Annotated in this window: 20 protein-coding genes, 1 tRNA gene, 1 other RNA gene and 1 pseudogene; 6 read left to right on the forward strand and 17 right to left on the reverse strand. The window is 74.2% G+C overall.

From position 1 onward, the window contains the following. Positions 1-5: 5 nt before the first annotated feature. From L7N97_RS04915 to fumC, 3 genes are all read right to left on the reverse strand, one after another. Positions 6-458 (reverse strand): hypothetical protein, encoded by a 453-nt coding sequence (locus L7N97_RS04915; RefSeq protein WP_237477236.1) that lies wholly within the window; start codon positions 456-458, stop codon positions 6-8. A 6-nt stretch (positions 459-464) separates the two neighbouring features. Further along, on the reverse strand, positions 465-1022 hold the full coding sequence (locus L7N97_RS04920) for a hypothetical protein (protein ID WP_237477237.1): 558 nt from the start codon (positions 1020-1022) through the stop codon (positions 465-467). A 141-nt stretch (positions 1023-1163) separates the two neighbouring features. After that, positions 1164-2576, reverse strand: a complete 1413-nt coding sequence (fumC, locus tag L7N97_RS04925; RefSeq protein WP_237477238.1) for a class II fumarate hydratase — start codon at positions 2574-2576, stop codon at positions 1164-1166. A gap of 238 nt (positions 2577-2814) precedes the next feature. On the opposite strand from fumC, the gene L7N97_RS04930 reads away from it, so the two are divergent. After that, positions 2815-3282, forward strand: a complete 468-nt coding sequence (locus L7N97_RS04930; RefSeq protein WP_237477239.1) for a cupin domain-containing protein — start codon at positions 2815-2817, stop codon at positions 3280-3282. Between the two features lie 718 nt (positions 3283-4000). Here L7N97_RS04930 and L7N97_RS04940 read toward each other — a convergent pair. Then, on the reverse strand, positions 4001-4723 hold the full coding sequence (locus L7N97_RS04940) for an aspartate/glutamate racemase family protein (protein WP_237477240.1): 723 nt from the start codon (positions 4721-4723) through the stop codon (positions 4001-4003). A 165-nt stretch (positions 4724-4888) separates the two neighbouring features. Here L7N97_RS04940 and L7N97_RS04945 point away from each other — a divergent pair, with 165 nt between their 5' ends. Then, positions 4889-5350 (forward strand): Lrp/AsnC family transcriptional regulator, encoded by a 462-nt coding sequence (locus L7N97_RS04945; protein ID WP_237482045.1) that lies wholly within the window; start codon positions 4889-4891, stop codon positions 5348-5350. Positions 5351-5393: 43 nt separating this feature from the next. Here L7N97_RS04945 and L7N97_RS04950 read toward each other — a convergent pair whose 3' ends face one another. Then, a complete protein-coding gene (locus L7N97_RS04950) occupies positions 5394-5774 on the reverse strand; it encodes a VOC family protein (protein ID WP_237477241.1) in 381 nt (126 codons plus the stop codon). Between the two features lie 67 nt (positions 5775-5841). Here L7N97_RS04950 and L7N97_RS04955 point away from each other — a divergent pair. Then, positions 5842-6233: pseudogene (locus L7N97_RS04955) on the forward strand (VOC family protein). A 112-nt stretch (positions 6234-6345) separates the two neighbouring features. After that, positions 6346-7242 carry an MBL fold metallo-hydrolase gene (locus L7N97_RS04960; RefSeq protein WP_237477242.1) on the forward strand — a complete coding sequence of 299 codons (897 nt, stop codon included), beginning with the start codon at positions 6346-6348 and terminating at the stop codon, positions 7240-7242. 46 nt (positions 7243-7288) lie between these two features. On the opposite strand, the gene L7N97_RS04965 is transcribed toward L7N97_RS04960, so the two are convergent. From L7N97_RS04965 to ssrS, 10 genes are all read right to left on the reverse strand, one after another. After that, a complete protein-coding gene (locus tag L7N97_RS04965) occupies positions 7289-8197 on the reverse strand; it encodes a protein phosphatase 2C domain-containing protein (protein WP_237477243.1) in 909 nt (302 codons plus the stop codon). Further along, entirely contained in the window at positions 8194-10554 is a 2361-nt protein-coding gene (locus tag L7N97_RS04970) for a serine/threonine-protein kinase (protein WP_237477244.1), read from the reverse strand. The genes L7N97_RS04965 and L7N97_RS04970 overlap by 4 nt, the downstream gene beginning before the upstream one ends. A 64-nt stretch (positions 10555-10618) precedes the next feature. Continuing rightward, positions 10619-11752, reverse strand: a complete 1134-nt coding sequence (locus tag L7N97_RS04975; protein ID WP_237477245.1) for a hypothetical protein — start codon at positions 11750-11752, stop codon at positions 10619-10621. Positions 11753-11757: 5 nt separating this feature from the next. Further along, on the reverse strand, positions 11758-13197 hold the full coding sequence (locus L7N97_RS04980) for a hypothetical protein (RefSeq protein WP_237477246.1): 1440 nt from the start codon (positions 13195-13197) through the stop codon (positions 11758-11760). A 1-nt stretch (position 13198) separates the two neighbouring features. Then, entirely contained in the window at positions 13199-13864 is a 666-nt protein-coding gene (locus L7N97_RS04985; protein WP_237477247.1) for an FHA domain-containing protein, read from the reverse strand. Beyond that, the gene (locus L7N97_RS04990; protein WP_237477248.1) at positions 13861-15138 is read right to left on the reverse strand and encodes a VWA domain-containing protein; all 1278 of its coding nucleotides are present in this window, start codon (positions 15136-15138) and stop codon (positions 13861-13863) included. The genes L7N97_RS04985 and L7N97_RS04990 overlap by 4 nt, the downstream gene beginning before the upstream one ends. 30 nt (positions 15139-15168) lie before the next feature. Beyond that, complete coding sequence (locus tag L7N97_RS04995; RefSeq protein ID WP_237477249.1) at positions 15169-16344, reverse strand: toxic anion resistance protein; 1176 nt, start codon at positions 16342-16344, stop codon at positions 15169-15171. 161 nt (positions 16345-16505) lie between these two features. Next, the gene (locus L7N97_RS05000; protein ID WP_237477250.1) at positions 16506-17330 is read right to left on the reverse strand and encodes a TIGR00282 family metallophosphoesterase; all 825 of its coding nucleotides are present in this window, start codon (positions 17328-17330) and stop codon (positions 16506-16508) included. A gap of 4 nt (positions 17331-17334) precedes the next feature. Further along, complete coding sequence (locus L7N97_RS05005; RefSeq protein ID WP_237477251.1) at positions 17335-17910, reverse strand: 5-formyltetrahydrofolate cyclo-ligase; 576 nt, start codon at positions 17908-17910, stop codon at positions 17335-17337. A 28-nt stretch (positions 17911-17938) separates the two neighbouring features. Then, positions 17939-18091: non-coding RNA, 6S RNA (gene ssrS / locus L7N97_RS05010), on the reverse strand. Between the two features lie 198 nt (positions 18092-18289). Between ssrS and L7N97_RS05015 the strand changes: the two genes are divergently transcribed. Beyond that, entirely contained in the window at positions 18290-18805 is a 516-nt protein-coding gene (locus L7N97_RS05015) for an RNA pyrophosphohydrolase (protein ID WP_237477252.1), read from the forward strand. 16 nt (positions 18806-18821) lie between these two features. On the opposite strand, the gene msrA is transcribed toward L7N97_RS05015, so the two are convergent. Beyond that, complete coding sequence (msrA, locus tag L7N97_RS05020; RefSeq protein WP_237477253.1) at positions 18822-19478, reverse strand: peptide-methionine (S)-S-oxide reductase MsrA; 657 nt, start codon at positions 19476-19478, stop codon at positions 18822-18824. Between the two features lie 56 nt (positions 19479-19534). Further along, positions 19535-19855 carry a hypothetical protein gene (locus tag L7N97_RS05025; protein WP_237477254.1) on the reverse strand — a complete coding sequence of 107 codons (321 nt, stop codon included), beginning with the start codon at positions 19853-19855 and terminating at the stop codon, positions 19535-19537. A 210-nt stretch (positions 19856-20065) separates the two neighbouring features. On the opposite strand from L7N97_RS05025, the gene L7N97_RS05030 reads away from it, so the two are divergent. Further along, positions 20066-20155: transfer RNA gene (locus L7N97_RS05030), tRNA-Ser, on the forward strand. Positions 20156-20678: the final 523 nt, after the last annotated feature.

Below are 20678 nucleotides of genomic sequence, written 5' to 3' on the forward strand. Positions count from 1 at the left end.
GCGGTTCAGGGCTCCGTCGACCCGTCCGGGGCGGGGGGATAGGCCGCCGGGAAGGTCACGGTGCCCCGGCCGTAGGGGAAGCGCGCCCGCTGCAGGGGATCCGGGCCGGTGAAGATCAGCCGGGTCCGGAAGGCCACCGGGCTCGCCGCGACGAGGTAGGCCCGCATGCCGGGGCGGTCCGGCACGAACCAGGCTTCCGTGAGGTAGCGCGCGTCCGACCGCACCCACCGGGGCAAGGGCAGTCTCCACCGCTGGGCGAGGTGTTCGCCCACGCCGCCCAGGAAGGCGTCGGCGCGCGCGTCGGCGAGCAGGCCGGGGTCGGCCGCGATCATGCCGGCCTGTAGGTCCTCACGGCCGTCGCGGGCGTAGAAGGCGTCGAGGAACTCCCGCAGGTGATGGTCCCAGTCGCCGTCCGCCGCGGCGCGCCCCGTCACCTCCGTCAGGGTGTCCGGACGCATGCGGGCTCACGCCAGAACGGAGGCGAACGACGCCAGCAGCTCCGCCGCCGGCTGCTCGCCGTGGATCGACGCGTAGAGACGCTGGAGGGCCTCGACATCGCCGATCCGCAGTTCCCGCGCCAGCATCCTCGCGTCGTCCATGTCCCTGTCGCCCCGGTCCAGGTTCGAGAGCGCCATGAGCTTCATCGCGCGGAGATAGTGCGGCTTGGCGACCAGGACGCGCAGCCCCGGCACGCCGATGTCGGGGTAGACGCCCGACAGGTCGAACAGAGCGTCGTCTTCGACAAGGGGCGTGAACATGCCGACAGCGTCGTTGATCCAGTCGTCGGGCAGGCCCATCAGCGCCGCGACGCGCGCGGCCGAGGGCGCCAGGAGGCGCTCGTCGGACCCGGGCCGCAGGACGGCATCGACCCCCTCGGTCCCTTTTCGCCAGATGTAGTGCAGCATGATGGCGCTGCCGCCATAGACGGCGAGCTCCAGGAACACTCCCCGCGATGCGAGGTCGCGACCGAGATGGCCGAAGGCCTCGACGAGCCGTCCGCCATCGAATGCCGCTCGTGCCATCTCTGCGCGACCGCCCGGGAGGAACCGACGCCGGGCGGCCGAATGCCGGCCTCGCCCCGCGCCCGCCGTTAGCACGCGGGCCCGGCCCCGTCACGGAGGCCGAGCCGCCCGGTCCGGCCGGACGCGGGGGTCAGGGCCGCGTCACTCCGCCAGCGGCTTCGTCATGTCCTCCGGGCGCACCCAGGCGTCGAAGTCCTCGCCCTTGATCCCGAGCTCGACCGCCGCGTCGCGCAGCGTCTTGTCCTCGCGATGGGCGAGCAGGGCGATCTTGGCGGACTTCTCGTAGCCGATGTGCGGGTTCAGCGCCGTCACCAGCATCAGCGAGCCGTCGAGGTTCTGCCGGATCTTCTTCGTGTTGGGCTCGATGCCGACCGCGCAGAAGCTGTTGAAGGCGTGGAGCGCGTCCGACAGCAGCGCCACCGATTCCAGCACGTTGTGCAGCATCACCGGCTTGAACACGTTGAGCTGGAAGTTGCCCTGGGAGCCCGCGAAGGCCACGGCGTGGTCGTTGCCGAACACCTGCACGGCCACCATGGTCAGCGCCTCGCACTGCGTCGGGTTGATCTTGCCCGGCATGATGGAGGAGCCGGGCTCGTTCTCCGGGATCGTCAGCTCGGCGAGGCCGGCGCGCGGGCCCGAGGCGTACCAGCGGACGTCGTTGGCGATCTTCATCGAGGCGCCGGCGAGCACCCGCAGCGCGCCGGAGGTCGCCACCACGGCGTCGTGGGCCGACAGGGCCGCGAACTTGTTCGGCGCCGTCACGAAGGGGTGGCCGGTCTCGGCCGCGATCTTGGCCGCCGCGACCTCGCCGAAGCGCGGGTGCGTGTTGATGCCGGTGCCGACCGCCGTGCCGCCGAGCGCGAGGGCGTGGAGGCCGAGCAGCGAGCGCTCGACGCCGCCGAGCGCCTCCTCGAGCTGGGCGATCCAGCCGGAATACACCTGCTCCAGCGTGATCGGCGTCGCGTCCTGGAGGTGGGTGCGGCCGACCAGGATCACCTCGGCGCCTTCCGCGGCCTTGGCCGCGAAGGTGTCGCGCAGCGCCGTCACGGCGGGCACGAGGCGGGACGCGATCTCCTCCACGATGGCGATGTGCATCGCGGTCGGGAAGGCGTCGTTGGAGGACTGGCCGCGGTTGACGTCGTCGTTGGGGTTGATCGGCTTCTTCGAGCCGAGCGTGCCGCCCGCCGCCCGGATGGCGAGGTTGGCGATCACCTCGTTGGCGTTCATGTTGGTCTGCGTGCCCGAGCCGGTCTGGAACACCACGAGCGGGAACTCGCCGTCGTGCCGCCCCTCGATCACCTCCTGGGCGGCGGCGGCGATCATGTCGACCTTGTCCTGCGGGAGCTGGCCGAGCTCGCCGTTGGCGAGGGCGGCGCATTTCTTGAGCACGCCGAGCGCGCGGATCACCGGGCGGCCCCAGGCGAAGCGGTCGACGCCGATGGGGAAGAAGGTCGCCGAGCGCTGCGTCTGCGCGCCCCACAGGTGGTCGGCGGGGACCGGCACCTCGCCGAGGGAGTCGCGCTCGATGCGGTGGGTGGTGTCGGTGGCGGTCATGGAACGGCGGCCTTTCGGACGGATGCGCGCGGCGCTGGTGCGACGCCGTGTAGCCGTTCGGCGCCGCGCGATCCAGCCGCGGGGCCGAACACCGGACGAGGTCCCGGTCGGCGGCGGTTAACGCTGATCTCCATCGACCGTGGCACCGCCGCGGCGGAGCGGTTTCCGGACGGCGGATCGCGCTATCATCCGCGCGGGGCCGAAGGACCCACACCGACCGCGACCAGGGAGCGCCACGTTGCCAGCCACCGCCATCGTCCACGGGCACACGGCCGTCGAGCTGAAGCCGGCGCCGATCCGGCCGGAATGGATCGAGGCGGGCGACCCGGTGGCGCGCAACGCCGTGCTGTCGCGCAGCGCCGACGGCATGGCCACCACCATGGTCTGGGCCTGCACGCCGGGCGTCTTCACCTGGCGCTACCACATCGACGAGACGATCCACCTGCTCGAAGGCTCGGTGGTGATGGAGGACGGCGCCGCCCCGCCGCGCCGCCTCGGCCCCGGCGATGTGGTGTTCTTCCCCGCCGGCGCCGCCGTGCGCTGGACGGTGGAGACGCCCGTGCGCAAGCTCGCCTTCTTTCGCCGCCAGATCCCGATGCCGCTCGGCCTCGTCACCCGCGCGGGGCGCGACGCCAAGGATCGCCTGAAGGCGCGCCGGGCGGGGCGCCCCCCGGCCGAGCCGGCCCTTCACCGCGCCGGAGCGTGAGGAAGCCTCAGCCGGCTGAGTGTTTGGCCGGACCGCTCGGGGATTCCCCAAGGCCGGTTGAGCTGGAATACCGCCGCCATCGGCGTGGCCTCAGGCGCGGCATAGCAGGCCGCTTCGGCTTGGGCCGTCGGGATGTCGCCGATCGGATCGAGCGATCGGCGGTGGCTGGTCCAGTCGCCCCACCGGAGCGTGGCATCAGCGACGGCCTCGAACGGCCGGCTTGGCCCGCACCGGGGGATCACCTCGGCTTTGAACAGGCCGCCGACGGCTCCCGTGAGGGCGTCGCTTCAGCTGTCGCCTGCACCACCGAATGAGCGATCACTGTCTCGACGATGCAGGGTGTTGCCCTCTCCGACAGGCCGCCGGTCGTGCAGGGACTGCTCTGACGCGTCCAGCACGAAGCCGGCTTGGGCCGAGTGGCAAGCGCCGCAGCCGACGACGCGGCGGGCGAACACATCGATGACGAGGGCCAGGTAGCAGGCCGAGGCGCTCCTCGCGGAGGCACCGGCCTCGACGCCCTCAGTTGCCCGTCACTCCACCCGCTCCCGGAGGGGCAGGGTCGCGTCGAGACGGGCACCGCTCGGCCGGTGCGGCAGCCATGCGGGGTTCCGGCCTTCCATCCCTGGCACTCTTCGACGACCCGTGCGCGCCCTCCAAGGCGAACGGCCCGACCTGCCGCACCCGCCGGGTGGCCGCAACGACGGGGCGCCGTGCGGCGTCAGGCGGCCTCGCGCAGCGCCGGCGCCTCGCGGCCCAGCGCGAAGTCGAGCGCCGCGGCGGCGTGGATGGCGGTCGAGTCGAAGCCGGGCAGCGGCAGGCCCGCGGGGTCGAGCAGCAGGCAGATCTCCGTGCAGCCCAGGATCACGCTGTCGGCGCCCCGCGCCGCGCCGCGGCGGATCGCCTCGATCAGCCGGGCGCGGGACGCGTCGCGCACGATGCCCTGGCACAGTTCGTCGAAGATGATCCCGTGCACCAGCGCGCGGTCCTCGGCCTCCGGGATCACGGGGTCGACGCCGGCCGCGCCGGCGAGGCGCGCCGCGTAGAAGCCGTGCTCCATCGTGTAGCGGGTGGCGAGCAGCAGCGGGCGGCGGCAACCGGCCCCGGCCACGGCGCGGCCGGTCTCGGCCACGATGTCGATCAGCGGCACGGGGGCGGCGCGCTCCACCGCCGCCGACACGAGGTGCATCGTGTTGGTGCAGATGAGCAGGCAGTCGGCGCCCGCGCGGGCGAGGCCGGCGCCGGCGGAGGCGAGCATCGCCCCGGCCTCGTCCCAGCGGCCCGCCTTCTGCAGCCGCACGACGGCCTCGAAGTCGAGCGAGTGGAGCAGCACGTCGGCCGAATGCAGGGCGCCGCGGCGGGCCCGGACGCCCTCGTTGAGCAGGCGGTAGTAGACCAGGGTGCTTTCCCAGGACATGCCGCCGATGAGGCCGATCGTCTTCACGCTGCGCGCTCCTTCTTCCGAACCTGCCGCCATCATGGCGTGGGGTAGCGACAAAGGGCGCGCGTCGTCGCGGGCCGCTGCCCGAAATCCTGCAAGATCCCGGCGCCGAACCGGGGCGGGACGCTCCTCGCTTGCGTGGACCTCCGCGCCGCCGCAAAAGGCGGCATGCTCGACGACCGCGACCGCAAGCTCCTCACCCTGATCCAGCGCGACGCCGACCTGTCGGTGACGGACCTCGCCGAGCGGGTGGCGCTGAGCGTGTCGGCCTGCTCGCGGCGGATCGCGCGGCTGCGCGAGAGCGGCTACGTCGCCCGGCAGGTGGCGATCCTCGACCGGCGCGCCATGCGGGTGCCCACCACCGTCTTCGTGATGCTGCGCACGACGCGCCACGCCGCCGACTGGCTCGACGCCTTCCGCCGCGCCGTGGCCGACATCCCCGAGATCGTCGAGGTGCACCGGCTGACCGGCCACTACGACTACGTGCTAAAGGTGGTGCTGCCCAACGTCGAGCATTATGACCAGGTCTACAAAGACCTCGTCGGGCGCGTGGAACTGTTCGACGTGTCGGCGTCGATCTCTATGGAGACGCTGAAGGACGACACGGCGCTGCCGACCGGCTTCGCGTGACATCCGCGCCGGTCCACGCCCTCCGCCGCATCCCCATCGCCGCTCACCCGACGAGGTTGCTGATCTCGATCAGGTTGCCGTCGTGGTCCCGCACGTAGACTGACAGCAATCGGCCGGTCGCGCCTGTGCGGCTAACCGGCCCCTCGATCACCGGCACGTCGCAGCGCGCGAGGTGGGTCAGAACGTCGGAGATCGGCGTCGCGGTGAGGAAGCACAGGTCGCCGGAGCCCGGCGTCGGGCGCTCCGCCTTGGGCTCGAAGGTGTTGTCCTTCTGGTGGAGGTTGATCTTCTGCGCGCCGAAGCGCAGCGCGTGGCGGCCTTCGAACTCGACGTGCTCCATGCCGAGCACGGCCTCGTAGAACACGCAGGCCCGCTCGATGTCCGCGACCGTGAGGACCAGGTGGTCCAGGCTGTCGACCTTCATGCTACCCTCCGCCGCCCGGCGGATCCGGGCGGCACGGCAACGCGCGAGCGCGCGAAGAGGTGACGGCATGGCCCGGCGGATCGCCCTCGCGACGCTCCTGGTGCGCGACTACGACGAGGCGCTGGCCTTCTTCGTCGGCGCGCTCGGCTTCGCGGTCGCGGACGACAAGCCGCTCGACGGCGCCGGCCGGCGCTGGGTGACGGCGGTGCCGCCGGGCGGGGGGCCGGGCTGCTGCTGGCGCGGGCCGAGGGCGAGGAGCAGCGCGCCGCCGTGGGCCGGCAGGCGGCCGGGCGCGTGGCCTTCTTCCTCCACACGGACGACTTCGCGCGCGACCACGCGGCCTTTCTCGCCGCGGGCGTCCGTTTCACGGAGGCCCCGCGGCGCGAACCCTACGGCACGGTCGCGGTCTTCGCCGACCTCTACGGGAACCTGTGGGACATGATCGAGCCGCGGGCGTGAAGCCGTCCGGGCTGGACGCGCGGCCGTCGGCGCGCGATGTCCCCGGCAGACCGCATCCGGAGAGCACCGTGACCCCGAGCCGACCCGTCCCGTTTCGCGCGGAGCCGCGACCGTGAGCCCCGGCTACCTGCCCTTCGCCGGCGCGCTCGATCTGCCGGCCTTCTTCTGCGACAACTGCGGCTTCTGGCAGCGCCACTTCGAGGTGCCGCCCTCCTGCCCGCTGTGCCTCGACGCGCGCCACGTGGTGCCCCAGACCGGCTGGAGCTTCCGCACCCTGGCCGAGGCGCAGTCGCTCTATCCCTGCCACTGGGAGAAGCTGGAGCCCGGCCTGTGGCGCTTCTGGAACGAGCCGGTGAGCGGCATCGGCTCGATGAGCTACCTGGTCGAGAGCCCGGGCGGCAACCTGATGTTCGAGGGCTGCGCGGCCTTCAGCGACGCGGCCCTCGACTTCATCGCGGGCCGCGGCGGCGTGCAGGTTCTGTCGGCCTCGCACCCGCACAGCTACGGCGCGCTGTGGCAGATCCAGGACCGATTCGACCCCGAGCTGGCGCTGCACCCCGGCGACCTCGCCTGGTCGGCCGCGGTCTGCGTCACCTGGCCCTTCGACGACTTTCTGGAGCCCCTGCCCGGCCTGGAGCTGCACCTCACGGCCGGCCACTTCGACGGGCATACCGTGCTGTACGACCGGGCGCGCAGGATCCTGTTCTGCGGCGACGCGCTGAAGTTCGAGCTCGACCCCGCGGACCGGCGCCGCGCCACGACCATCTCGGCCCACAAGGCCTTCGTGCGGGGCGTGCCGCTCACCCCGAAGGAGCTCCGGCGCTACCGCGACGTCTTCGGAGCCCTCGACTTCGCCTCGACCTTCACGCCCTTCGAGCAGGTGGTGAACAGCGGCCGCGGCGAAGCGCTGGCCTTGATCGACGACATGCTGGCGACGCGGTCCCACGCGCGGCCGGTGCCGCTGGAGGAGGTGACGCCGCGGGCGGTGACGGGTCTCGGGCGGGCGTAGCGACGACCGCCGTGCGCGCCCTCCTCCCCGGAAGCGATCAGGGGGCTCATCCCCTCAGGATCGCCACGGTGATGTTGTCGCGCCCGCCCATGCCGTTCGCCTCGGCGACGAGGCGGCGGCACACCAGCGCCGCGTCGGCGCCCCCCGCGGCCGCGTCGGCGTGGGCCTCGCCGAGCGCGCCCTCGTGGTCGTGGTAGTTCCACAGACCGTCGGTGCAGAGCAGGAGCGACGATCCGGCCGGCAGCTCCGCCGACAGCGCGTGCACCTCCAGCTCGTCGAGCGGCATGCCGAGGCACTGGGTGATGGCGTGGGCGCGGGGGTCGCGGGCCGCGGCCTCGCGGCCGAGGACGCCGCGCGCCACCGCGTCCCAGGCCCACGAATCGTCGTGGGTGAGGAGCGTCTCGTCCGCGCCCGCGAGCCGGTAGGCGCGGCTGTCGCCCACCCAGGCGATCCCGGCCACGCCGTCCCGCACCACGGCCAGCACCACCGTGGTCTCGGGCGGGTCGAGGTCCGGGTCGACGCCGAGGCGCGGCACCCCGAGCACCGCCGCGGCCGCCGCCTCGACGCAGCGCCGCGCTTCCCCCATCACCGAGACGGCGCCGTCCGGCCCCGCCGCGAAGCGCTCCAGCGCCGCCGCGACGGCCGCGGCGGAGGCGCCCTCGGCGTTGTCGGCCGAGGACACGCCGTCCGCCACGCAGAGCAGCACGGCGCCGTCCGGCCGCCGCGCCACCGCGCCGGCGTCCTGGTTGACGGGGTGGCGCCGGCCGCGGTCGCTCGCCATGGCGAGGCGCGCGTCGATCGCCTCCTCGCAGGCGGCGGCGGGCGGCCCCGCCGGGTTCTCGGCCGGCGCGGGCGCGGCCAGGGACGCGCCGCAGCTCTCGCAGAAGCGCGCGGCCGGGTCGTCGGCCGGCTCTCCGCAGGCGGGGCAGCGCGGCGGGCTCGAAACCGCGCTCACAGCAGCGTCACCGGGCGCACCGCGTGGGCGAGGTCGACCAGCCGCGCCTTCTCGGAGCGGGACGCGGCGCGCCGCCCGGCTTGGAGGTAGGCGGCCTCGGCGCCGCGCCGCAGCGCGTTGGCGGTCATCGGCCGGCCGAGCAGGGTCACGTCCCGCCGCTCGGCCACGGTGCCCTCGGCCACGGGCTTCAGGGCCGCCGCGAAGAGGCGGGCGGTCAGCAGGTGCATCTCGGCCGTGTCGGCCTTGATGCCCTCGATGACCCCCGCGGCCCGCGCGAGCCGCGCCTCGTCGACTGCCGTGCCCATGCCGATCAGCAGCGACACCAGCTCGGTGCGGGCCGCGACGGACAGGCTGTGGGTCGCCGGCACGGCGGACAGCGCCGCCGCGGCGTCGTCGAAGCGCCCGGCGCGGCCCTCGCAGCGCGCGAGGCCGAAGCAGGCCGAGGCGTAGGACGGGTCGGTCGCCACCACGCGGCGGTAGAGCGCGGCCGCCTGGGCGTCGCGCCCGCCGGCCTCCGCCGCGAACGCCATGGCGAGCTTGGGGGCGAGCTCGCCCGGCATCTCGAAGTAGACGCGGTCGAAGGCCGTGTAGGCCCGGTCGGCGTGGCCGGCGCCGAGGTGGACCAGCCCGGCATACCAGTAGGCGCGCCACTCGAACTCGTTGGCCTTGAGGGCGTCGCCGAGTTCCGCGACGGCGCGATCGCCCCGCCCGACCGCGATCAGGGCCTCGGCGAGGCGGAGCTTGGCTTCGGCCGAGTTCGGGCGCTTCCGAACCAGCGCCCGGAGGCCGTCGATGCGCCGCGCGGGGTCGAGCACCGCGGCGAGGCTCAGGACGTCGGCGGCGCCGGGGTCGCCGGTGTCGAGCCGGAGCGCGGGCAGCAGCCGGGCGAGCGGCGCCGCCGCGCCCGCGCGGTCGGAGCCGTCGGCGAGGCCGTCGCCGAAGAAGACGCGGCTCTCGGCCGGCCTGGGTCCGGACTTCAGGGCCACGGTCTCGCGCAGCACGCCGAAGAGCTGGCCCTCCATCTCCTCGGCGGTCTGGAAGCGCTGGTCGGGGTCGTCGTGGGTGGCGCGGATCAGGAAGCGGTAGAGCGGGTCGTTGGCGGCGAGGATCGGCGCGACGTCCGGCGTCGGCAGGGCGTGGACGTAGTCGGCGCGCATGCGCCGCGTGGCGGTCACGGCGCCGGTCGCCGGGTCGGTGTCCTTCTGCACGCGGTACAGGAAGTCCATCAGCAGGACGGCGAGCGTGCGGCCGACCGTGTAAAGGTCCGACACGGGCGTCGGCTCGTCGGAGGCCTCCTTGGCCGAATAGCCGTCGGTGCCGAAGACCGCGCCGTCGGGGTCGCCGATGCGGCGCACCGCGCCCATGTCGATGAGCTTCACGTCGTCGCTCTCGACCATCAGGTTGCCGGGCTTGAAGTCGCAATAGACGAAGCCCTGCGCGTGGAGCGCGCCGAAGGCCGGCAGGATGCCGAGGATGTACGCGATGGCCTCCTCGGGCGGCAGCGGCCCGCGCTCCTCGCGGATCGCCTCGACGGTGCGGCCGCCCACGTATTCGAGCACCATGAAGCCCTCGGGGCCTTGGCTCACGAAGTCGTAGATGCCGACGATGCGGGCGTGCTTCACGGCGGCGAGGAACTGCCGCTCGGCCAGGGCGGCCGCGACCGCCTCGGGGTCCTTGGAATTGAGGAGGCCCTTCAGCACCACCCAGCGCGACAGGACCGCGTCCCAGCCGAGGTAGACCCAGCCCATGCCGCCGAACGCGATGGCGCCCTTGACCTCGTATTTGCCGGCCACAACGTCGCCCGGCTTCAGCTTGGGCTCGAAGTCGTAGGCCTCCGAGCACTGCGGGCAGAAGCCCTTCACGCGGTTGACGCGCGCGTCGCAGTGCGGGCAGCGGCGCTTGCCGAGCGACACCTCCGGCCGCGCGATGACCAGCGACAGCGGGTCCTGGCTCGGCTGCGGCGGGAGCGAGACGAGGCCGCCGCCGAGCGACTGGCGCCGGCTGGTGGTGCCGCGCGACTGACGGCGGCTGGCGCGGCTGCCCTTGGTGTGGCCGACCGTGTGGCCGAGCGGCCCGGTGCGGGCGGCCGTGCCGGTCGTGCGCGACACGGTGGCGCCGCTCCAGCCGCCGGCCGCGAGGGGGCTCTCGGCCTGAGCCGCAGGCGCCGCGGCGGCGCCCCAGGGGCCGGGCTGGGCCGCGAGGTTCGGCGACGCCGTGGCGGCCGCCGCCGTCGCGACGGCGCCGGCCAGCGCGCCGCTCTCGGCGGGCCGGCCGCAGGTGGAGCACACGCCCTCGTCGATCTCGCCGCCGCAGACGCGGCCGCGCGCGTCGACGCGGGTGCAGGTCAGGGCCGCCATGGTGCGCTCCTTCCGAGGCTTCCGCTCATTGTCTCGCCATGGTTCGGGACGGGGTGCGACCGCATCATGGCGTCCGCCGGCTGGCGGCGAGCCCGTCCTCCCAGGCTGCGAGCAGCGCCCGCGCCCGCGCGGCGTCGAAGGGTCTCGTGTCGAGCGCCGCCGCGACGGCCGACGAATGCGGGGCGGCAGGTTCCCGCGCCGCCAGGGCGGCGGCCTTGGCCCGCAGGGCGCGGAAGCGGCCGCGCAGGTCGTCGCGCTCGCGGAGCCGCGCGGCGACGGACTCCGCCTCCGCTTCGGCGGCGCCGCGCGCGGCGGCGCAGCCCTGCGACCATCGTTCGAGGCCGACCAGGGCGGCGTCGCCCTGCCCGGCGGCGCCGGCGGCGGCCAGCCGGTCGAGCCAGGCGGCGAGGTCGTCGGCGCCATCCACGGCCGGCGGCAGGTCGAGCAGGCCCGCGGCGTCGCGCCGGGCGCCGTCGCGCCGCCGGAGCGCGTCGCGCAGGGCCGCGAGGTCGGCGTGGGCGCGGTCGAGGCCGTCGGCCAGCGCCGCGCGCCGACGCCCGGCGGCCCCCACTTCCGCCCGCCGCGCCGCCAGGGCGGCCGCGAGGGGGGCGATGAGGCCGGCGGCCGCCAGCGGGTCGCGGTCGAGCGCGCGGGCCGCGGCGTCGAGCCTCGCCGCCAGGGGCGCCTCGGCGGCGGCCGGCTCGGCGCGCAGCGCGTCGAGCTTCAGGCGGCCGGCCGTCGCTGCGGCCGCGATCGCGGCGGCGCCGCGCCGCGCCGCCTCGAAGCCCTCCACCATCGCGTCGAGCACGGCGGCGGGGGTGATGGCGGCGCTGCGCTCGGCGGCGTCGAGCAGGCCGCGCGCGCCGAGCGGCACCGCGACGGCCGGAAGGCGGATCGAGGCGCCGTCGAGCAGCGCCGCCGCCTCACCGTCGCGGGACTGGCCGAACAGCGGGCGGCGCGCCAGGGCGGCGGCCTCCTCGACGGTGCGGGACACGAGCAGGTAGTCGGCCCACAGCCCGTCGAGCGCAGCCGCGACCCGCCGGGCCGCGGCCAGCGTCGCGCCCTCGTAGGCGCCCTCGCCGGCGAGGCGGGCGCGCAGGCGCCGCACGTCGTCGCTGCCGTTGAGGTCGGCGAGGTTGCGCGCCGCCGCGGCGAGGCGGTCCCGCCACATCTCCACGGCGCGGCGCGCGGGCTCCACGGGGCTCAGAACCGGTACTCGTCGAGGCGCCGGCCGATGCCGAACCACGCCGCCGCGACCGCCAGGACGAAGCCGGCCACCAGGACGGCGCCGAGCGGGGCGTCGTCGCCCTCGGCGGCGGCGATGTGAGCCGCAAATTCCGCACGATTGATGTCCAGCACCTTGCCCAGAGCATCGTCGAAACCGGCGAAGGCCCGGCGCGCGGTGCCGGGACCGTTCTGGGTCAGCGAGGCGATGGCGATCCCGCGCTGACCGTGTGAGTCGTCCGCGCGCAGGGCATCGTTGGCCGTGATGACGCGGCGCCAAGCGCCGACGAGGGCCACGGCGGCGTTCCGCTCCCCCGGGAAGGTGATGTTGCGCAGTTCCTCGCCGATGTAGCCCCCGCCGTTCGGTATGACGGACGTGCCTTTCAGGATCTGCTCGACCCGCTCCGCATCCATGTCGAGCAAGCGCCGCACCAACGATGCGTAGGTCGCGGCGTACCGACCCCGGCGATCGCTCCCCGGATCGGCGAGCAAGGAGAAAGCCTGAGCCGTCTCTGCATCCGTGGCGACGGCACCGGCCGAAGACAGGGCCGAGACGGAGTCGAAGGCGTCGGACTTGGCGACGTGCAGGTCGACTTGCGCGGCCAGGAGGCGCCAGCCGAGCAACGCCGTGACCGTGGCGACAGCCAGCGTCGCCACGAGCAGGCCGGGGTTGAGCAGGCGTTTGGCCGTGCGCGCCACGTCCACCTGCACAGCGACGAGGCCGGCCATCAGCAGGCCGCCGGCTGCCGCCATCCACCAGATCGGCCATCGCCCGAGGTAGGCTCGGTGCTCCCGGTCGAGATGGTCGGCATTGACGCGCTCAAGGTCCACGGCGGCGGGCAGCACGATCGAGTGCAGGAGGTCGTCGGCCGCGAAGGCGAGGTCGCGGCGGGCGTCGGCGGTGCTCGCGACCGACCGGCCGACGAGTTGTTCGTAATCGCCGAGCCCCTGCAACACGCGGATGATGGGGCCGCGCTCCTCCTCGCCGTAGGTGACGTTGACGGCCGCGTCCACGATCGCGGTGCGGACGGCGCCGAGCCGCGACCGCATGGCGGACAGGGAGGGACCGTCGAGGCCCTCGCCCGACAGCATCGCCAGCGCGTAATCCGCGTTGGCGGCCGCGAGGCCGGTGCGGATCGCCTCGGCGGCCGACACGGAGGGCGCCGCGTCGTGGCCGACGGTGCGGACGATGCCGGCCGTGGCATTCAGCCCGGAGAAGCCCGCGGCGAGCCACAGCAGCGCCATCACCACGACGGCAGCGCGGCCGACCCTAAGGCGCGCCGGGAAGGGCGAGCGATACTCGCCCGGCGCCGTTCGCCCGAGCCACAGGTGCAGGACCGGCGCCGCCGTTGCGACGCCGCGCGCGAGGCCGGCGCGGAAGCTCGCCACGCTGAGGCCGGCGGGGGCGGGCAGGCTCATCTCACCGCGCTTCCAGCGTCAGCAGCGTCCAGGCGCCGAGGATGAGGCTGTCGCCCGCCTTCAGGGGCGCCTCGACGCCCTCCGTCAGGGGGGCGCCGTTCAGCAGAGTGCCGTTCGACGATCCGACATCGACGCCGTAGAGGCTGCCGTCCGGGCGGCGGCAGATCTTGAGGTGGCGCGCCGACACCGACGGGTCGGCGACGGGGATCTCCGGATGGACGTCGCGCCGGCCGTTGCGGCGCCCGACGAGGTTCTCGGCGAGGTCCAAGGGGTAGGCGCGGTCGGGCTCCGGAGGGGCGTCGGCGTCGAGCCGCGCGGGGTCGCGGCTCACCACCACCCACATGTTGCCGACCGCGCCCGCGTCGGCGAAGGGCGACAGCGGCGGCGGAGCCACGGGTGGGAGCGACGGAGGCGGCGCTGCGGGCGGCGGCGGGGGCGCGGCCGGTGCGGGGGACGAAGCGGCCGAAAAATCGTGCCGGCACACCTCGCAGAAGCGCGCGCCCGGCACGCGCGGCGTGCCGCAATCGGGGCAGAGCTGCGCGGCCGTCGCCGCGGCGGCCGGCGGCGTCGGGCCGGCGGGCGCCGCCGCGGCGATGCGCAGCCCGCATTCGGAGCAGAAGTCCGGATCGTCCGACAGGTGCCCGCGCGGGCAGACGGCCTCGGTCATGCGCCCGGCCGCCGCCGCACCGTGCGGGTGCCGCCCATCTCGAGCTCCAGCGCCTCGGCCTTGCCGGCGCCGCGCTTCAGCCGCACCGTGCCCGAGGTCGCGTCGACCACGTCGACGACCTTGTTGAGCCGCCGCGTCACGTCCTCGTTGCCCGAGGCCGCGGCGATGCGGGCCGCCTTGCCGAGCAGGCGCGTGGCGGCCGCGTCGTCGCCGCGGTCGCGCGCTTCGAGCCCGTCGCGGATCGAGGCGGCGATCTCGGCCTGTCCGGTGTAGTGGGCGACCTCCGGGTTGAGCCGCGCCGTCAGCCCCGAATCCTCGCTCCAGGTGGCGACCACCGGCGCGCCCGCGGCCTTCTGCTCGCCCGCGCCATCCCCTGCGCCCATGCCCCACACCACGGTCGGGCGGCACACCAGCATGTCCTCGCCGACCGCGCCGTCGCCCACCTCGAACACCGCGTGGTAGTCGCGCGCCTCGCGGCCCCAGGCGCCGAGGTTCCACAGGGTCGCGCGCGCGCTCTCGGGCTCGCCGAGCGCGGTGATGTCGATGTCGTCCGGGTTCATCTGGTGCAGCGACACGAGCCGCGACGAGGCCGGCTGCCACAGGCGCAGGGCCACGCGGCCGGTGGCCTTGCTGAGCGCGCGCCCGAGGCAGGCGCGGAAGTCGGCTTCGAGGTTCGCGGGCTCGGGCACGGCGTCGGCGGTGCCGAGCAGCACGGTGGAGATGCGGCGCAGGTCGTCCGGCTCCCAGTCGGTGCCGACGCCGCGGCAGTCGACGCCGATGCGCCCGCGGCAGGCCTCCACGGCGCGGCCGAGGTCCTCGCGGTCGTCGACGTCGTTCTGTCCGTCCGTGAGGAAGTAGGCGTAGCAGATCGCGTCCGGGGCGCGCTCGAACTCGCGGCGCAGGGCGGACAGGCCCTTGGACATGAAGGTCGCGCCGTTGGCCGAGATGTTCTGCACGGCGCGGTGCGCGGCGGCGCGGTTGGCGTCGGTCGCCTCGCAGAGCGGCACCACGATCTGCGAGGCGGTGCCGAAGGTGATCACCGTGAACAGCGCGTCCCGCGGCAGCAGGTCGATGCAGCGCCGCGCCGCGTGGCGGGCCGCCTCCATCTTGCCGGCGACGTTCATGGAGCTCGAATTGTCGAGCACGATGCCGACCGCGCGCCGGGCCCCGCCGGTGCCCGCCTCGCCGTCCGCCGTCACGGTCAGGATGGCGTCGAGCCGCCGCACGCCGGGCGCGAGGTGCGGGTTGAAGAAGCTGTCCAGCCTGAACTGCATGATCCCCTGCCCCCGCCCGCCCGTCCCGGATCAGGCCGGGCGTTCCGCCTGGACGGCCCGCTCGCCCGCGGCGGCGAGCCCGTCCACGTAACGCTTCTTCGTGCCTTCGAGTGCCAGCTGCGCCTCGGCCCGCTCGGCGCGGTTGCGGGCGTCGATGGCGGCGCCCCGGTCGATCATGCCGATGATGCGGTCCGCGATCTCGCCCATGGCGGCCACCTCGCCGAGCGCGCCGCCCTCGCTCTCCTTGGCGCGGAGGTAGGCGGCCTCCAGCGCGTCGACGCCGGCCACGTTCATCTGCTGCGCCAGGCGGCGGCGGGCCTCGCTGGCCTTGGACGCGTCGGTGATGCTCTTCAGCGCCGCGATGCGCAGGATGGCGGACTTCAGCCGCGGCAGGTCGAACAGCAGCGTGTCGAGGATGTTGCGGTATTCGATGCGCCCCGCCGTCTGGGCGTTGCGGGTCTGCGGCACGGACAGCATGGCGTCGCCCATGGCCACCGCGAGGCGCAGCAGCCGCGTCTCGAAGCCGTTGATCTGCTCGCCGAAGTCCCGCACGGCCGCCAGCGCGCTCGGGTCGCGCGATCGGAGCGCGTCGCGGCGCTCGCGGGCGAAGCGGGCGCGCTCGCGGTCGAGCACGATCTGGCCGGCCGCCACCTGCACCTCCAGCTCGCGCAGGGAGCGCAGGTTCTCCGCCACCAGCTTGTCCATGCGGCTGTCCATGGCGGCGAGCCGGCCCATCTCGATGCGCCCGCGCTTCTCGATGTCGGAGAACTGGTCGATCACCAGGCGGTAGTCGGCGCGGAAGCGCGTGAAGGCCGACACGTATCGGCCGACCACGGGCAGGTCGCCCGCTATCCGCACCAGCGCGGTGCCGCGCCCCTCGGCCTCGCGCCGGAGGCCGGGGATGTCGAGCGCCTTCACGCCGCTGGCGAGCTCGGCCAAGAGCCGCCCGGACACGCCGGCGTCGGCCGTACGGATGCCGTCGAGCAGCTCGTCCAGGAAGCTGTTGGCGCGGGTCTGGGTGTCGGCGCCGAAGCCGTTGACGGCGGCGCCGTCGAGCGCCGGCAGCTCCGCGGCGATCCGCTCGGCCGCGGCGCGGTCGTCGGGCGACAGCCGCGCGAGGTCGAGCCTGCGCTCGGCGTCCCACCGGGCGGCGAGGTCGGGCACGGCGGCGGCCGTGGGGGCGGCGTGGGGGTCGGCGGCGGTCACGGTCGAGCCTCGGTCATGGTCCGGGCGCCGGCGGGCGGTCGGACGGCGCCGCGCCCGCGGCGAGCAGCCCGACGACGGCGGCGAGGTTGACGGCGAGAGTGCGGAGCGAAGCCACGGCGCCGAGGCTACATCGATCCCCCTAGCGACGCCAGACGGCGACGCTACCCTTCCCAGAACTCCGGCACGGCCGGCGACAGCAGCCCGCCGATCCGGACGGGCGCGACCCTCACGGCGAGCCCCGTGCGGTCGTCGGTCTCGACCGCGATGCCGCAGAGGGTCGCGGGGCCGTCGGCGGGCTCGTAGCGGGAGCCGGGCGTGCGCTGGACGAAGCGGCGGATCGGCTCCTCCTTGGCGACGCCGATCACGCTGTCGTAGTCGCCCGTCATGCCGGCGTCGGTCAGGTAGGCCGTGCCGCCCGGCAGCACGCGGCCGTCCGCCGTGGGGATGTGGGTGTGGGTGCCGACGACGAGCGAGGCCCGGCCGTCGAGCACGTGGCCGAGCGCCACCTTCTCGCTCGTCGCCTCGGCGTGGACGTCGACCACCACCGCGTCGCAGGCCACGCCGAGCGGGCAGGCCTCGATCTCGCGCTCCAGCCCGGCGAAGGGGTCATCGAGCGGATCCATGAAGACGCGGCCCATCACGTTGAGGACGAGCGCGCGGCGGCCGTCGTGGAGGTCGACCAGGGCGGCGCCGCGGCCGGGCGTACCGGGCGGGTAGTTCAGCGGCCGCACGAGGCGGGGCTGGCGGTCGATGAACACCAGGGCCTCGCGCTGGTCGAAGGCGTGGTTGCCGAGCGTGACCGCGTCGGCACCCGCATCCAGGATCTCGTCGCAGATCTTCTCGGTGATGCCCTTGCCGCCGGCCGCGTTCTCGCCGTTGACCACCACGAGGTCGAGCCGCCAGCGCGCGCGCAGGTTGGGCAGCTCAGCCGCCACCGCGGCCCTCCCGGAGCGCCCCATCACGTCGCCGACGAAGAGGATGCGCAAGGGTTCAGTCTCCGAAAAGGGTGAGGCCGCGCTCCGTCAGGACGGCGTCGAGCGGCTGGTCGTGGGGCTCGGTGGGGACGGCCGGCACCTCCTGCGCCGCGAAGGCGACGCCGACGGCGAGGACGGGCCTCACGGCCCGCAGGCGGGCCAGCGCGCCGTCGTAGAAGCCCGCCCCGTAGCCGAGGCGAAAGCCGCGCCGGTCGAAGGCGGCGAGCGGCACGAACAGGAGGTCGGGGTCGCGCTCGGCGGCCTCGGGCGCCGGCTCGGCGGTGCCGAAGCGGCCCGGCACGAGCGGGTCGCCCGGCCGCCAGGCGCGGAAGCGCAGCGGCTCGCCCCGCGGCGGCGTCGCGGGCAGCGCGGTGCGGATGCCCGCGCCCGCGAGGGCGTCGAGCAGCGGGCGCGTGTCCGGCTCGCCGCGGATCGGCAGGAAGACGGAGACGGCCGAGGGGAACCGGCGCCGGGCGAGGTCGAGCCCGGCCTCGGCCAGGAGGCGGGCGAAGGAAGCCCTCCCGGTTGGCCCGACCGCGGCGCGGCACGCCAGCGCGCGGGCGCGGACCTCGGTCTTGTCGACGGACGCCATGAGGGCCTCGCGCCGACGTGGACAACAGTGCGGGGCCGCAGTGGCCGTGGGATATCGATCCCGGGAACCTACAACGTAGGTGGGCGCCGTGTGCTCAAGACCACGGTCGAGAACAGGGACAGCTCCCGTTGGAATCGATAAGGCCCCGGGAATACAGTCCTCACGCACCCCGCAGCTCCGCCCGACCGATGTAGGCCGAGCCTCGCCGGAAATCCAGCCCCCCGCGGCACGGCACGCGTCCCGCCGCGGCGATCCCAGCCGGGACGCGTCGCGGTGGCGGGGGATGCGGCGGCGCGGACGCAAGTTTTTTCTTCTGCTTCGGCCGAAATCGGCGAAATTGGGCGCAGCGAAGAGAAACTCCGGCCGTCGGACGTCGACCATGCCCCATTCACCCTACCGGCCCTGCGTGGGCATCACCCTGTTCAACCGCGACGGGCTCGTCTTCATCGGGCGCCGCCGGTCGAAGCGCGCCGCCGATCCCGCCGCCCAGGGGTACGAGTGGCAGATGCCGCAGGGCGGCATCGACGCGGGCGAAGCGCCGCGCGCGGCGGCCCTGCGCGAGCTCCGGGAGGAGACCGGCGTGTCGAGCGTGTCCTTCATGGCAGAGGCGCCGCACTGGCTCACCTACGACCTGCCGGCCGACCTCACGCGCCGCAACTGGAAGGGGCGCTACCGCGGCCAGAAGCAGAAGTGGTTCGCCTTCCGCTTCGAGGGCGACGAGCGCGAGATCAACATCGACATACCCGAGCACGGCCTCAAGCCCGAGTTCGACGCCTGGCGCTGGGAGCGGATCGAGCGCCTGCCCGAGCTCATCATCCCGTTCAAGCGCCAGGTCTACGAGAGCGTGGTCGAGAGCTTCCGGCCGCTGGGGGCGCACGAGCCGCTCAGCGGCTGATGTCCGCCCGCGCGGCTCATTCGGCCGCGACGCCCAGGCCCACCGGGCAGGACACGCCCGTGCCGGCGAGGCCGCAATAGCCGCGCGGGTTCGCCTGCAGGTACTGCTGGTGGTAGGTTTCGGCGAAGAAGAACTCCGGCGCCGGGCGAATCTCGGTCGTGATCGGCCCGCGGCCGGCGGCGGCCAGCGCCCGGCCATAGGCCGCCTTGGACGCCTCGGCCTCGGCGAGCTGCGCGGGGGTCGTGGTGTAGATCGCCGAGCGGTAGGTCGTGCCGACGTCGTTGCCCTGGCGCATGCCCTGTGTCGGGTCGTGCTCCTCCCAGAACAGCTTCAGCAGCGCCCCGTAGCTCACCTTGGCCGGATCAAAGGCCACCATCACCACCTCGGCGTGGCCCGTCATGCCGGTGCAGGTTTCCTCGTAGGTGGGGTTCGGCGTCTCGCCGCCCTGGTAGCCGACGGCCGTGGTGACGATGCCATCGCCCAGGCGCCAGAACAGCCGTTCGGCGCCCCAGAAGCAGCCCATGCCGAAATAGGCGACCTCGGTGCCGGCGGGGTGCGGCCCCTTCAGCGGCGTGCCGAGCACGAGGTGCCGGTCCAGCGTGGGCAGCGGGGTGGACCGGCCCGGCAGGGCCTCGGCGGCCGTGGGCAGGGTGGATTTCTTGCGGAACAGCATGGGGATCGTCTCCGAAAGCCGCGACGGTGCAGATATGGGGACGACGCCGCGGAAATTCAGGCTCGGCGGCTCGACGCGCCGACGCCGGCGGCCGGCGGGCGCCCGGCGTAGAGGAGCAGCAGGCCGAGAGCCCCGGTGACGGCGAAACCCGGCACGGCGAGCACCCCGGCCACGAGGCGCTGGGCCGGGCCGGGCCAGGCGCCCGCCGCGGCCAGCGCCGCGGCGTAGTGCGCCCCGCCGAGCCAGGCCGCGATCTCGCCCAGCGTGTAGAAGAGCGCGCGCCCGCCGGCGATGGAGCGGCTGCCGTCCACCACCAGGGTCGCGAAGGCGGCGGCCACCAGCACGAAGCCGATGGCGCGGAGCAGGAACCGGAGCATGGACCGCCGTCGAAAGGGCGGGCCGGCGCGGCCCGCCCCGGTGCCTTACAACGGAGCCCGTTCCGGGACCACGGCGGGAGATGCCGCGCGGCGGGGGGAAACCGCGGCCCGGCTGTTGCGCTCGGCGCGTCTCCGATGATAGACCGCTGTCGGCCCCGCCAACCGGGGGCCCGCCGACCTCCGGGTCGGCCCGGCGCGTGAGCGCCGGCCGGAGAGGTGGCCGAGTGGTTGAAGGCGCACGCCTGGAAAGTGTGTATACGGGAAACCGTATCGCGGGTTCGAATCCCGCTCTCTCCGCCAACGTTTTCCCCTAAGACATTGCTTTTATCGTTCTTTTCGGCATCGATTTGAGCTATATCCCAGACCGTTCCCCAGCAGGTCGCTGAAAAAGGATCGACGTCCAGCCTCTCAGCTTCTTCCTGCGTTGTTTTTGGCTGGTAGATGGCGGAAAGCGTGAGGGTCGGTCTTTTTGCCGTCCGCTTCTCTGCCGCCGCGACGGGGCTGGCGCTCGTCGCGGCGGGACAGGCGCCCATGCCCCGCCACCTCACGCCACCTCTGGTCCAGCGAGCAGCTTTGACAGGCAGACGAGGTTGCAGGCGGCCGAGAAGGCGAAGGCCATGTCGACCCGCTCGCGGCCGCGCAGCCCGCGTTAACCTGAGGCGATTGCCCTGGCGTGGCTTGCCTGGGGAGCAGGCTGCCCAGCCGTCATGATCTCGGGCTTCACGCATCCCGACAACCCGAGTGCGGAGCCCTGCGGACGTCACCGGGGCCGTTGTCACGCCGCTTAGCCTTGGCTAAGACCTGGGGTGAAACGATCGGAACA

This window comes from Lichenibacterium dinghuense, assembly GCF_021730615.1.
Classification (GTDB): Bacteria; Pseudomonadota; Alphaproteobacteria; order Rhizobiales; family Beijerinckiaceae; genus Lichenihabitans; species Lichenihabitans dinghuensis.